Raw genomic sequence first — 13,687 nt, forward strand, 5'->3', positions numbered from 1 at the left:
TCATCCCTTTCTAACCGCCTTTGCTCACACCCTTTATTTATAAATGGATTTGATTTCGAGGTAGTCTTGGACGCCGTAGCGGCCGTTTTCGCGTCCGATACCGGATTGTTTGTAACCGCCGTATGGTGCCTTGTTGCTCTTGCCGGATTTGTTAATGTAGACAGAGCCGGTCCGGATCTTGCGGGCAACTGCGATAGCTTCTTCATCGCTTGGGCCAACGACAGCACCGGATAGGCCGTATTCTGTATCATTAGCAATTTCAATGGCTTCTTCTAAGCTGTCATAAGGAATGACACAGAGAACTGGGCCGAAGATTTCTTCTTGGGCAATAACCATCTTGTTATCCACATCGGTAAAGACAGTTGGTTCAACATAGTGGCCTTCGCGGTCGATTTTACCCCCGCCGACAAGTACACGTGCGCCTTCTTCTTTACCCTTTTGAATATAGGATTCAACGGTTTCTTTTTGACGTTCGGAAACAACTGGACCTACCACTGTATCAGGATCTGTCGGATCGCCGATTACGACATTCTTTTCATAGTAGTTCAAAATACTTTGATTAGCCGCTTCCAATTCCTCGCGAGGAACCAAGAGACGAGTCAAGGCTGAGCAAGTTTGCCCACAGTTATTGACTACGGTATCCATGGATTTCTTCACTGCATAGTCCAAGTCGCCACCTGGCATATAGATCAATGGGGATTTACCACCAAGTTCTAGGATTAACTTTTTAATGGTAAAGCTGGCATGTTGGTAAAGATGGCGGCCCACTTCTGTTGACCCTGTAAAGGAAATGACATCAACATCCTTGTGTTCCGTTAGCACGTCGCCAACTTGGCTACCTTGGCCTGTCACTAAGTTAAAGACGCCCTTAGGTAAGCCGGCTTCCTCGCAAATTTCAGCTAAGAGGACAGCAGTAATTGGGGTATCAGTCGCAGGTTTTACAACCACTGTATTACCCGCAATCAGAGCTGGCCCAATCTTACGTTCAATCTGAGTTAATGGGAAGTTCCATGGCGTCACACAAGCTACTACGCCGAAGCCTTCCTTAACCACTTGCGTCCCATCAATATCTTCTTCGAAATGAACATTTTCTAAGTCATCGAACATGTCATCCATTTCTTTGATTGGTTGTTGGACATGCTTAGAGCGAGCGAGGCTAATCGGTGCGCCTAATTCTTGGACGATAATATCAGCGATTTCATCTTGGCGGTCAGCAATACCGTCACGCACTTTTTTCAATAAAGCAGTCCGTTCTTCCACACTGGTTTCATTCCATGCTGGGAAGGCCGCTTTTGCCGCTGCAACCGCAGCATTCATATCATCGGCAGTCCCCCGAGGAACACGCCCCACGATTTCACCATTGGCTGGATTCTTTACTTCCATCCATTCATTGGATGAGGCATTACGCCATTCACCATCAATATAAAATTGATAATCTGTCATGTCAATATCACTTCTTTCTGATTTTAATGAGAATACGCTAAGCTTTTGCTCTATTTAGCTTAGGGTTATCTCATTGTAACACAGTTTAGCCGAAATTATCGACTTATTGCTTATATCTTTCCTATAAATTACCGGTCGCCGTTGTAAATACTTGGTACCACCACATAGTCAACGGTACGCAGCGCCCCCAAGTCGCGTCCTCCTGCATAGGAAATTGAGCTCTGCAAGTCTTCTTCCATTTCCTTCAAGGTAGAGAAGAGGCTGCCCCGGCTCTCAATTAAAATCCGCTTGCCTTCGACGTTTTTGTAGATGCCTTTTTGGAATTGGCTAGCTGAACCGAAGTATTCCTTATAAGTGACGCCATCTTCTTCGACCTGCTCGCCAGGGGACTCTTCATGGGCGGCAAGGAGTGACCCTACCATCACCATGCTGGCTCCAAAGCGGATACTCTTCGCTAAGTCACCATTGGTCCGGATCCCCCCGTCAGCAATGATCGGCTTGCGGGCGGCTTTAGCGCAGAGGCGGACAGCAGCTAGCTGCCAGCCAGCGGTCCCAAAACCAGTCTTAATCTTAGTTATACATACCCGACCAGGGCCAACTCCCACCTTAGTCGCATCAGCACCGGCGTTTTCTAAATCGCGAACAGCTTCTGGTGTGGCAATATTCCCCGCAATCACAAAAGTATCGGGTAATTCTTCCTTAATAAAGCGGATCATATCGATCACTGTTTGTGAATGCCCATGGGCAATATCGATCGTAATATAATCCACTGCCTGCCCCGAAGCCTTCACTTCACGGATGAAGTCGCGCTCCTCATCTTTAACTCCCACACTAATGGAAGCATAGAGGCCTTTTTCATTCATCATTTTGATAAAGTCGAGGCGCTTTTCGGGTTGGAAACGGTGCATAATGTAGAAGTAGCCCTTCTCAGCTAATTGGATAGCGAGTGCTTCGTCAATCACCGTCTGCATATTGGCTGGTACCATCGGAATTTTAAAGCGATGTTTACCAAACTCAACACTTGTATCGCATTCGCGACGGCTTTTCACAATACATTTAGCGGGAATTAATTGAACCTGTTCGTAATCAAAAGTTTGCACGATTTTCACCTTTCTGCTTGGCTATTCATTATAATTGTCCGCCGAATATTTTACTCTATATTAGCCACAAAAGCAAGGTTTTCCTTAAAACAATCTCATTATTTCTTCCGACGACTGGGCGGTGGGTTGAGCAAAACTTGCCATTTCAAGCCCTGGCGAATCTCTTGTTTACTTGGACGGCGCTTAGGGCCTGAGTCTCTCTTCGAACTAATCTTCGGAAGATCAGCAGCAGCCTGGTCCTGATCTGCCAAAAGAGCTCGGGCATGGTCATCCAAGTAAGCCTTAAAGTCTTCATGGTCTTCATGGAAACGGTCAACGGCATCATCAATCGCTTCGTTGGTCGTATCTGAAGACATTGGCGCCAAGTCTAGATCTTGGTCCAGGTCATAGGTTCCAGCATTTTCTTCGTGGCCTTCCTCTAATTCAATGGGGGTGAGTGCTTCCCCTTCACCAACAGTCTCTTCACTTGTTTCAGCTGCCTCCTGACTAGGGCCCAGTGCCTGGATTAGAGCTTTAATGAGACGGTAAATAACATAAGCCAGTAAGACCCACGCCCACATTAGTCGTCACCTGCTGGGCTTTCCTCTTCCCCAAAGGACTGACGCATCTTCGTGTCAGCTTGGAGATTTTCTAATTGATAATGGTCCATCACTCCTAAACGTCCTGAACGCAAGGCTTCAGCCAGGGCAAGAGGCACCTGAGACTGGGCTTCGACGACCTTGGCACGCATTTCCTGGGTCTTGGCGATATTTTCTTGTTCATTGGCCACAGCCATCGCCCGTCTTTCTTCAGCCTTGGCTTGGGCAATCCGCTTGTCAGCTTCTGCTTGTTCGGCTTGCAGTTTGGCTCCGATATTGCGTCCAACATCGACGTCAGCGATATCAATGGAGAGAATTTCATAGGCAGTTCCTGAGTCCAGACCCTTGCGCAGGATGGTTTGTGAGATAGAGTCAGGGTTTTCGAGAACAATGGTATGGGTCTTAGACGAGCCGACCGTCGTCACAATCCCTTCACCAACCCGGGCAATGATGGTTGATTCCCCTGCCCCACCGACTAAGCGTTCAATATTGGCCCGCACCGTTACCTTGGCCTTGGCGCGAACTTCGATCCCATCCATGGCGACCCCGGCAATCACGGGCGTTTCAATGACTTTCGGATTAACCGAAACTTGGACAGCTTCAAAGACATCACGGCCTGCCAGGTCAATGGCTGCTGCCTGTTCGAATTCCAAGTCAATCATGGCGCGTTGGGCTGCAATCAGGGCATCCACCACCATGTTAATATCCCCACCTGCCAAGTAATGAGCTTCCAGGTCGTTGAGGTCCAAGTCAAGCCCCGCCTTAGTCGCCTTAATCAGGGGTTTAATAATACGAGACGGATTCACCCGGCGCAAACGCATGCCCACTAAGTCCCCTAAACCTACCTTAACTCCTGAGAAATGAGCCGTTACCCAAAGGCCCACAGGCACAAAGATAAAGAATAGGATAAGCAGGATAAAGGCTAAAAATACTAGAAAAGCTGCTAACCACACATTAGTCATGATCGATTCTCCTCACTTTCACGTCTTTTGTCCGAACTGCAATAATTTCAACGGCTTGTCCACGGTCAACAAAATCTTGCTCATTGATCGCTTCAACTACCCGACCGTCTGAGACCCGCACCTTACCAACCGGTCTCAAAGGGGCGACAACTTTAGCTTGCTGGCCCAATAAAAGTTCTTGGTCTCCTCTTTTGCCTTGAGAGCCTGGCTGGTCTTTTAAGACAAGTGTTTGGGCTTGGGGACTAGCAAGGACCAGACGGATCATCAAAACAGCAGTCACTAGGCCCAAATAAAGAGCAGCCAAAACTTCAAAGCCTAAAGCGCCGAGAGACAAGCGCTGCTGGAAGATTTCAAAAGCCAGCATCCCCAGACCTATCAGCCCTAAGATTCCTAAAGAAGGTAAAAAGGCCTCAAAAATCACTAAGGCTAAGCCTAGGGCCAGGACACCGATAAAGGCATAATGGCCCGGATCCCAGAGATAGAGAGCGACTAAAGCCAAGCCTAAACTTAAGGCACTTGCTCCCAATCGGTACTTACCTTGAAAGCCATAGACCAAGCAAAGAATAGAAATGATAAAGATGATAAGCGCCATCTTAAGACCTCCCTCCACCTAACTTCCATTGACGGTTATCTTCTGATACGAGTATACAATACTTGCCAAGTTTCCTGCAATCCACAAGCTAAGTTATAAGTTCGGACATACAAAAAGAGCTGGCCAAAGACCAACTCTCTAAATTTGTATGGGGTGCCTCCATAGCTAAAGCACTTATTTTGCACACTCTACTGCCGGCGCAATTCTTCGGCAAATTGGTTGATTTTGCGGAGGCGGTGGTTGACGCCAGACTTGGAAACCGGACCGCTCTCCAAGGTCTCACCCAGCTCCTTCAAGCTGGCCCCTGGGTGTTTCAAGCGGGCCTCTGCAATCTCCCGTAATTTGACTGGCAATTCCCCTAAGCCGACACGGGCTTCGATATAATTAATATTTTCAATTTGCTTACCGGCAGCGGTGACCGTCTTATTCAAATTAGCGCTCTCACAGTTCACAATCCGGTTGATGGAATTGCGCATATCCCGCATCACCCGGACATCTTCAAAGCGAAGGATAGCCTGGGTGGCACCCAGTAAGGCTAAGAAGTCAGAAATTTTTTCCGCTTCCTTAAGATAGGTAATATAGCCGCTCCGTCGTTCAATCTGCCGGGCATTGAGATCATAAGCGTTCATAAGCTCGATAATGTCTTGGTTGTGGGACTGGTGGATGGAATAAATTTCCAGATGATAGCTCGACGTCTCTGGATTATTCACCGATCCTGCCGCTAGAAAAGCGCCCCGTAGATAGGCCTTGGCCAATTTAGGATCCGCTTTAATAGCTTGGGGAACCTGGGGGATAATCATTAAGCGGTCTAGGATCTCCATATCAGACAAGATGGCCTGGGCTTCTTCATGGATACGCACAATATAGACATTGTTCTTTTTTAATTTCATCTTCCGGCGCACAATAATCTCGCCTGTCACCTGGTAGGTTTTCTTAAAAAGACTATATATCCGCCGGGCAATGGCCGCATTCTCTGTCTGAACATTTAAGACCAGACCTTGACTCAATAAGTTAATCGAACCATTCATCCTGACCAAAGCAGAAAGCTCTGCCTGAGCCTCAGCAACACTCACTTCAATCCGGGTTAATTCTTTTTTGACATCTGCAGCAAATGAACTCACGACTGGTATTCCTCTCTACTCGAAACCTTTATCCGCTTCATAAAGACGTAAAATCGTTTCGACAAGTTTATCTTGATCATGATACACGCCTGTCTCTCTGAGGTCAAGGAAATCAGCTGCAACAATTTGGGCTTCTTCTTGGAGAATCCCTGCCCGGTCTCTTTCCACCTGGACCAAGTACTCTGGGGTGAGGTCAGATTCCATGTATTCATAGGGAACCGGGGCCTTGTTGATTAAGGCATAGTCAATTCGCTTAGCCTGGAGGTGGTCATTGATCACCCGGACATGGTCCGCATCAGAAAAGTGCTCCGTCTCCCCTAACTGCGTCATAATGTTACAAATATAGACGACCTTGGCTGGGCTTTCTAGAACTGCCTGGCGGATATCTTCAATCACTAAATTAGGAAGGATCGAGGTATAGAGGGAGCCCGGTCCTAAAACAATCAGATCTGCCTCGCGAATGGCCGAGACCACTTGACGACCTGCTTGGGGTTTCCGGTCCTGGCAGGGACTGCCTGGCATACAGTGGACACTTACCCGGTCAATTGGCCGGCGCTGGCCAACAATTTCCGTTTCGCCATCAATCGTCTGCCCATCATTGTAGTGGGCCCGTAAGACAAGCGGCTCTTCAGCTGCCGGGAGGACCCGCCCCTTGACCTTCATCATCGCCGATAAAAGACGGAGGGAGCTAAAGACATCCCCGCGCATCTCAGCTAAGGCAGCAATAATCAGGTTCCCAATCGCATGGCCTGAAAACTCCTGGTCTTCTGGTGCAAAGCGGTATTGGAAAATATCCTTATAGATTTGTTCGACTTCAGATAAGGCCACAATACAATTTCGAATATCACCTGGTGGAATGGTATTGAGGGAGGTCCGGATACTGCCGCTGCTTCCCCCATTATCAGAGACTGTAACCACTGCCGTAATCTCACAATTGGCCTGTTTGAGACCGGACAGGAGGATGGGGAGGCCTGTCCCCCCTCCAATGACAGTAATTTTTAGCTTATCGTTCTTGGCTTGGTTAAGCAAGTCGCGGTTAATCATGAATGCTTCACCGCCGCCTGACTCTTACTGGCATCCCGGTGGGAAACATGGACATTGTAGCCCAGCGCTTTGATATGGTCTCCAATGCGCTCGGTCAAAGCGACAGACCGGTGCTGGCCTCCCGTACAGCCAATGGCAATCGTCACACTGCTCTTTCCTTCTGCTTCGTAGAGTGGCAGAGTGAAGTCGATCATATCTGTAAATTTATCAAAGAAGATCTGGGTATCGGACTGGGCCATGACATAATCATAGACCGGTGCATCCTGACCCGTCAGCGGTCTGAGCTCTGTCTGGTAATAGGGATTAGGGAGGAAACGCACATCCATGACAATATCTGAATCGATTGGAATTCCATATTTAAAGCCAAAGGACATCACTTCTACCGTAAAAATAGCATCATCCCCGCTATGGAATTCACGTATTAAGGTTGCCCGCAACTCCCTCGGTGACAAGGACGAGGTGTCGATTACTAGATGCGAATTTTCCTTAACGGCAGCTAATTGCTCGCGCTCACGCTGGATACCGTTTAAAACTGTACCGTCTTGTTGGAGCGGGTGGCTGCGACGAGATTCCTTATAACGCGATACCAACTTGCTATCGCTCGCTTCAAGGAAGATAATTTGCAATTTCATAAAATCTTTATGGTCCATATTCGTAAGGACTTGGTTGAGTTCGGTAAAGAAATCCCGCGAACGCAGGTCAATCACTAGGCAAACCTTACTGATCGTATCCGAACCTTGCAAGAGGTCCCAAAAAGAAGTCAAGAGGGAAGGTGGCAAGTTATCGACACAGAAATATCCCATATCTTCAAAGGATTGCAAGGCGACCGTCTTGCCGGCCCCGCTCATCCCCGTAATTATCACAAGTTTAATATTATTTTTGGTCATTCGATCACTCCTATAAAAAGATGGGACTTTCCAGGTCTTTGCCCTAGCTTGGATTCAACTTTTATGCTGTAAATTCTTTCATCGCTGCTTCATATTGGTTGAGGGCTTTTTGAGCAGCTAACTCATTCTCTGCCTCTACGCCAATATAGAACTTAATCTTAGGCTCGGTCCCACTTGGGCGAACAGCAATCCAGGTCCCATCCTCAAGTTCATATTTCAAGACATTTGATGGGGCTTGGTCTAAACTTTCCTGCTTGCCATCCGCATAAGTTTTGGACTGGTCGGCAAAATCAGAAGTTGCTTTAACTTGAACCCCCGCAATTTCCTTGAGGGGTTCTTCTCTTAAGCCCTTCATCAATTGCTCAATCTTAGCGGCACCTGCCTGTCCAGGTAGTTTAACAGAAATGGTCTTTTCTTTAAAGTAACCATACTCCTGGAAGATTTCTTGCAGGCCATCATAAGGCGTCTTACCTTGTTTTTTATAATAGGCGGTCATTTCTGACATTAGGAGAATAGCTTGAACGGCATCCTTATCACGGACAAAGGGCTTAACCAGGTAGCCATAGCTCTCTTCGAAACCAAAGAGGAAGGTCTTGCTTTGGTCTTTTTGATATTGTTTGATCTTATCCGCGATCCACTTAAAGCCAGTCAGAGTATTAACGGTGTCTACCCCATAGGCCGCTGCAATCTTAGCTGGAAGTTCCGATGAAACAATAGATTTCAAAATAACACCATTATCAGGCAATTCATCGGCATCCTTCTTGGCCTGGAGGATGTAGTGGGTCATGAGGGCCCCAATCTGATTCCCGGTTAAGATTTGGTACTTGCCATTAGGTAGGCGGACAGCGCCCCCCATCCGGTCAGCATCGGGGTCGGTTGCTAGCAGGATATCAGCTGCTTCTGCTTCCCCGTACTTGATAGCATATTCAAAGGCTGCCGCATCTTCAGGGTTAGGATCTGGCGCATAGGTGAAATCAGGGTCCGGATTCTTCTGTTCGTCAACAAAGACAACTGACTCGAAACCGGCGTGGTCTAGAGCCCGTGAAACCGGCATTTGACCAGTTCCGTGCAGAGGGGTGTAAACGATGGTTACTTGGTCGCCCATTTCTTTAACCAGGTCTTGGTCAATGGTCACTTCTGCTACCCGGGCCAGGTATTTCTGGTCAAGCTCTTCTCCAATAATGGTTAAGAGATCACTCGACTTCAGTTCTTCTTGGGACAAGCTAGGGATCGTTAGGAGGTCAACCCCTTCCGTGTGGGCCACCAGGGCATCGGCATCTTCAGGCGTCATCTGGCCGCCATCCGCGCCATAAACCTTATAGCCGTTATATTCAGCAGTATTATGACTGGCAGTAATCATAATCCCCGCAAAGGTTTCCAGTTTACGCACGGTAAAGGAAAGCTCTGGGGTTGGACGCAGGGATTCATAAACGTAAGTTGGAATACCATGCTTGGCCAAGACAGCTGCTGATTCATAGGCAAAGCGCTGGCTATCATGGCGGCCATCATAGGCAATCGCCACCCCAGCTTCCTTGGCCTCGGCCCCATAATCTTCCATTAAGCGGGCCAGCCCTTCTGTAGATAGGCGAACCGTATAGATGTTCAAGCGATTAATTCCTGGGCCCATGAGTCCGCGCATACCTGCTGTCCCAAAAGCAATTCGTTGGTAGAAGGCATCTTCCAAAGCTTCGGGATCTTCTTTTAAAGTGTCTAATTCTTCTCTTAGAGTTGGATCGAGGTCTTCAAAGTCGTCCCAGTGTTTAAAGTTTTCTTGCCAAGTCATGATTAACACTCCTCATCATATTCTTTTCCTATATTATAGCAAATTTTACCCGTAAAGGCTTCTAATCTTATCCTAATTTTCAAAAGATGTAAGCCCTTAACAAAGATCAGTCTCTTTTAGGATAGCTATTAGCCTAAGCAAATAAAAAACATAGTCAAAAGCCTAGTTAGCTGGGCTCTTGACCATGCTAAATCATCATTCTTAAACTTCTTCGTCGTGGTAACCGTAGCCGTAGTAGGAGTTGATCGCATCCCCTACGGCCCCATTATAGATGGCACCGAGGACATTGGCATTGACAGCATCGAGGAGTTCTTTGGACTTTTGGACATTGCGAATCTGGGAGACATTCTCCCGCAAAACGAAGATGACATTATCGACCCGTGATGCCATGATCTGGGCATCGGTCACCAAGAGGATCGGTGGCGTATCAATAATCACCAAGTCAAAGAGCTGCTCCAGTTCATCAATGATATCTGCCATCCGCTGAGAACTCAGGAGTTCGGCAGGGTTTGGCGGCTTAGGACCAGCCGGCAAGACATAGAGATTAGCCTCAGGAACATATTGGACATAATTCATGGTCTTCAGTTCTCTTTGGGTCAGCAGACTGGTCAGGCCAGAAGGTTCATCCACGTCAAAAGTCTTATGAATCGTAGGCTTACGCAGGTCACAGTCTACAATGCAGACCCGTAAGTTCAGGTCGGCCATTACCGTTGCGATATTGGCTACAATGGTCGACTTCCCTTCCCAAGCTCCCGAGGAAGTAAACATAATGGATTTGAATTTCTGTTCTTCCATGGCGAATTGAATATTGGTTCGAATAGTCCGAAACTGTTCCGAGACAATATCATTAGGGCGCTGGAGGGTAATCAAGCTGGAACCTTGGCGCTGTTCCCGGTTCTTTTTGACGATTTCTTTTTGTTTGAAACGAGAAAACATTCTTAACACCTCCTAGATGCGACGTTTATTGTCGTCGTAGTTAGCTGACCGGCCCTTCCGTTTGAAGCGCGTTTCTCGTACTTCTGTCTGGCTCATTTCGGGTAGGACCCCAATTAAATGCCAGCCCATCTCGCTGACAATCTCTTCGCTGCGGACTGTCTTATCGCGGTAGGCTTGCCAGAGGGCCCAAAGCGAGGCGAGAAGGAAGGCTAGCCCACCACCGATCAAGATATCCCAAACGGGTTTAGGCCGGATTTTTTTTGTATGGGTTTTTGCATCAGCCACTTGCTTGACCTGGCTATTGGGATAGATTTCATTCACCTGCTTGCCGAAGCTTGAGGCAATCTGGTTGGCTAAGTCGGAAGCCGTGTAGGGCGAATGGTCGACCACTGCAATTTGTAGCACGAGGGACTCCTCATTGGTCGTCACACGCACCCGATCACGCAGAGCCTGGTAGGACAAGTCCTCCTCCGCTCCTTGAGCGACCGGTTCCAGGACAGCTGGTGTTACAACAATTTCCTTATAAGTATCGGTCAGTGTCTTGGCCTGGTCAGCTAAGGGGGCAGTCGTTTGTTCCTCCGTATTTTGGTGGACAATCACTTGGGCTGTCCCTTCATACTGGGGCTCAAGAACGAGGAAGGAGATAAGGCTGGCCAGGATCATCCCGATAACCGTTGCCATAATGATAAAGGCCAGCTTATTTTTCATAATTTTTAGAATCTCGGTTAGAGGTTTGCGCTGTTTCTTCGCCATAAGAACCACCTTTCTTCTTACTTTTGGCGCTTGAAGAAGTCAAAAAATGTCCGTTTCTTCTTCAACTGATAATGGGTCACCATGGGATCCCCATTCAATAAACTAATGGCATTCTGCTTTAAATCAAAGCTAAAACTTTCACCATATTTTTCTTCTAAGTATTGGTAAACGCTAGCCAAACTGTCCCCTCGCCAGGAATCGCTAGCACAGAAAGCCCCTGAGGCAATCACATGAAGATAGCGGCGCTCAACCAAGTCCCAGGTCAAGCGGTAAACGGGATCTGGGCTGGAGGGCAGCAAGGAAGTCGCTGAAGCTTGAATACTGCAACCCTGCTCACAAATATCATAAAGGAGCTGGGGCTTGTTTTGAAAGCAGGCTTGCTTTTCCGGTTGGCTAATAATGGGCCGAATATTATGAGCAAGCAAGCTGAAGAGAACTTCCTGGGTATAGGCAGGCAAATCTTGGTCGGGAAAACGAATGAATAAATAGCGTTGGTTGAGGTCTGCGAAAGAAACTTTTCCCGCTAAGACATCATCGGCTAAGCTTGCTTCTAACAAGGCTTCGTGGCCTGGATAAAGACGGAGGGGCAAGCCTCTGCGGTCAAGCGCCTCCTGGTAGGCCTCAGCGACAGCTTCTAATTTAGCGAGCGGTGCAATGGTCGTATCGTGCTGGTAAGGAGCTAGCGACAAGACATGGCTAGTGCCTGCTTGTAAGATTTGATTGACCCTGGGCAAGGTATCTTCAAAACGCAAGCCTTCCTCCACTTCCGGAAGAATATGGGTATGAACATCAACAAGCACACGCATCAACTCCTCTCAATCACTAGGCTAGTGGGAGAAATCTTCACAAGCAAGCAAACGACTCTCCGCATCATAACTTAATTTCATATCAATATACTGGTCGCTTTCAAATAATTTCTTAAGGAAAATCCGATCTCCTTCCCAGAGTTCTAAATCGGGAATCTGGTCGCGCTTAACCCATTCTAAGTCCCCTTCATAGGTCTGGATCACTTGCCGGGAAGCCAAGCGACCAGTATAGAGGAAGATGTAGAGGGGCTCGTCATCGGCAAAGAAAAAGGTAATCACGCCCCGAGCTTGGGCTTCTAGAAGGTCTTGGCCCGTTTCTTCCTTCACTTCTCTTCGGGCACATTCTAAAGGACTCTCTCCCCATTCGAACTTACCGCCTACACCTAACCATTTATTATGGTTGATATCATTAGCTTTCTTAGTCCGATGGAGCATAAGAACCTCATCACCGTCAATCAGATAAACTAAACTCGTTAATTGCAAGTCCTGCCTCCTCTTCTTTAATTGGCTTGGTAGCGGCGAGGTAAATTAGGAACGGCAATCACGCCATAAGCATCCCGACCTGCATGGATACCAATTACTGGGGTTAGATAAGTCTTCTCCACCCTGATGTGGGGATAGGCAGCTGTAAAAGCTTGCTCTAGGGCTGCCACCCCTTCTGGATTGAGGGCATCCAAAACAATCAGCCGCTCTACCCCGTCAGGATAGTCCTGGATCCGCTTCTCGATTTCATCAACAATTGTCGCATAAACACGTTTACGCGACCGCACCTTAGCAAAAACTTCTACCTTGCTATGGACCTCTAGCACAGGGAAGATATTCAATATTTTTCCAATGAGGGCCGAGGCATTACCAGCTCGCCCTCCCTTAACCAGGTAAGACAAGTCTTCAAAGCAACATAAAAGCGCTGTCTGATCCACCATTTTTTCCAGGTGGTCAAGGATCTCCCCTTCACTAGCCCCGGCTTCTTGGAGACGTATCGTATGGTCAAGCAGGGCTTCAATAGCTAGAGAAATCGACTTAGAATCAATCACATGAACTGTTAAGCGGTCATCATACTCGTGCATGACTGAATAGGCGGTTTGATAAGTCCCACTTAGGTCGGCAGACAAGAAGAAACCGTAAACCGCCTCATAACCTTCCGCTACTAAGTCGTCCATAATATCGTAGAACTGCTGGGGTTGGGGCTGGGAAGTCGTCGGAATCTCTTCTTCTTTGGGTAAGTCTTCGTAGAAACGCTGTAGGGCTTCGGGGTCTGTCGTGTCACGCAAGCTATCACCATTCGCATAATGAATCGATAGGTAAACTTGATAGACATCGGGATGGTCTTGGTAAGCTTCCGGTAAGGACGCTGTACTGTCAATAATATAAGCTGTTTTCATATCTAACCTTTCCAAGTTATCGCAAAATAACTTCATTCGTAGAGTCTCGCTTGCAAGCAAGCGTATATGTTCATTATAACAAATCTGACCTTTAAATGATATGAAAGCGGCGGGTAAAGCCTCTTCCTAAGTCTAGCACAATCTTGTCTTCATGCCTTCTGATTAATTTTTAAAAATATATAAATACTCACTAAGGGAATTTTTTCATTGGCTTTCTGACAGAGATTTAATACAATTATTGTTCTTATTTTCATAAAAGAGGGCGCTTACAGGGTGGAATAGACCAAATGCCCGTCATGG

Annotated in this window: 14 protein-coding genes; all 14 read right to left on the bottom strand. The window is 47.4% G+C overall.

What is annotated here, in order from left to right; genetic code table 11:
• Positions 1-33: 33 nt before the first annotated feature.
• The gene (locus HMPREF3090_RS08215) at positions 34-1,443 is read right to left on the bottom strand and encodes an aldehyde dehydrogenase family protein (RefSeq protein WP_067974717.1); all 1,410 of its coding nucleotides are present in this window, start codon (positions 1,441-1,443) and stop codon (positions 34-36) included.
• A gap of 128 nt (positions 1,444-1,571) precedes the next feature.
• A complete protein-coding gene (locus HMPREF3090_RS08220; protein ID WP_067974713.1) occupies positions 1,572-2,543 on the bottom strand; it encodes a GMP reductase in 972 nt (323 codons plus the stop codon).
• Between the two features lie 98 nt (positions 2,544-2,641).
• Positions 2,642-3,103, bottom strand: coding sequence for a hypothetical protein (locus HMPREF3090_RS08225; RefSeq protein WP_067974711.1), 462 nt, complete (start codon positions 3,101-3,103; stop codon positions 2,642-2,644).
• Entirely contained in the window at positions 3,103-4,083 is a 981-nt protein-coding gene (floA, locus tag HMPREF3090_RS08230; RefSeq protein WP_067974708.1) for a flotillin-like protein FloA, read from the bottom strand. The genes HMPREF3090_RS08225 and floA overlap by 1 nt, the downstream gene beginning before the upstream one ends.
• Positions 4,076-4,675, bottom strand: a complete 600-nt coding sequence (locus tag HMPREF3090_RS08235) for an NfeD family protein (RefSeq protein WP_067974705.1) — start codon at positions 4,673-4,675, stop codon at positions 4,076-4,078. The genes floA and HMPREF3090_RS08235 overlap by 8 nt, the downstream gene beginning before the upstream one ends.
• 188 nt (positions 4,676-4,863) lie before the next feature.
• Positions 4,864-5,796, bottom strand: a complete 933-nt coding sequence (gene whiA / locus HMPREF3090_RS08240; protein ID WP_067974703.1) for a DNA-binding protein WhiA — start codon at positions 5,794-5,796, stop codon at positions 4,864-4,866.
• 15 nt (positions 5,797-5,811) lie between these two features.
• Entirely contained in the window at positions 5,812-6,840 is a 1,029-nt protein-coding gene (yvcK, locus tag HMPREF3090_RS08245; RefSeq protein WP_067974700.1) for a gluconeogenesis factor YvcK family protein, read from the bottom strand.
• Complete coding sequence (rapZ, locus tag HMPREF3090_RS08250) at positions 6,837-7,727, bottom strand: RNase adapter RapZ (RefSeq protein WP_067974697.1); 891 nt, start codon at positions 7,725-7,727, stop codon at positions 6,837-6,839. The genes yvcK and rapZ overlap by 4 nt, the downstream gene beginning before the upstream one ends.
• 61 nt (positions 7,728-7,788) lie before the next feature.
• Positions 7,789-9,510 (bottom strand): phospho-sugar mutase, encoded by a 1,722-nt coding sequence (locus HMPREF3090_RS08255; RefSeq protein ID WP_070486443.1) that lies wholly within the window; start codon positions 9,508-9,510, stop codon positions 7,789-7,791.
• A 201-nt stretch (positions 9,511-9,711) separates the two neighbouring features.
• Positions 9,712-10,446 carry a CpsD/CapB family tyrosine-protein kinase gene (locus tag HMPREF3090_RS08260; protein ID WP_083272439.1) on the bottom strand — a complete coding sequence of 245 codons (735 nt, stop codon included), beginning with the start codon at positions 10,444-10,446 and terminating at the stop codon, positions 9,712-9,714.
• 12 nt (positions 10,447-10,458) lie between these two features.
• Positions 10,459-11,199 carry a YveK family protein gene (locus tag HMPREF3090_RS08265; RefSeq protein WP_067974691.1) on the bottom strand — a complete coding sequence of 247 codons (741 nt, stop codon included), beginning with the start codon at positions 11,197-11,199 and terminating at the stop codon, positions 10,459-10,461.
• Between the two features lie 17 nt (positions 11,200-11,216).
• Positions 11,217-12,005: a CpsB/CapC family capsule biosynthesis tyrosine phosphatase gene (locus HMPREF3090_RS08270; protein ID WP_143485085.1), complete on the bottom strand. Its 789-nt coding sequence runs from the start codon at positions 12,003-12,005 to the stop codon at positions 11,217-11,219.
• Between the two features lie 21 nt (positions 12,006-12,026).
• The gene (locus tag HMPREF3090_RS08275) at positions 12,027-12,488 is read right to left on the bottom strand and encodes an NUDIX hydrolase (RefSeq protein WP_083272440.1); all 462 of its coding nucleotides are present in this window, start codon (positions 12,486-12,488) and stop codon (positions 12,027-12,029) included.
• A 17-nt stretch (positions 12,489-12,505) separates the two neighbouring features.
• Positions 12,506-13,387, bottom strand: a complete 882-nt coding sequence (locus HMPREF3090_RS08280) for a DegV family protein (protein WP_067974683.1) — start codon at positions 13,385-13,387, stop codon at positions 12,506-12,508.
• Between the last annotated feature and the right edge of the window lie 300 nt (positions 13,388-13,687).

Origin of the sequence: Aerococcus sp. HMSC23C02, from assembly GCF_001806805.1 — a bacterium.
Lineage (GTDB): Bacteria > Bacillota > Bacilli > Lactobacillales > Aerococcaceae > Aerococcus > Aerococcus sanguinicola.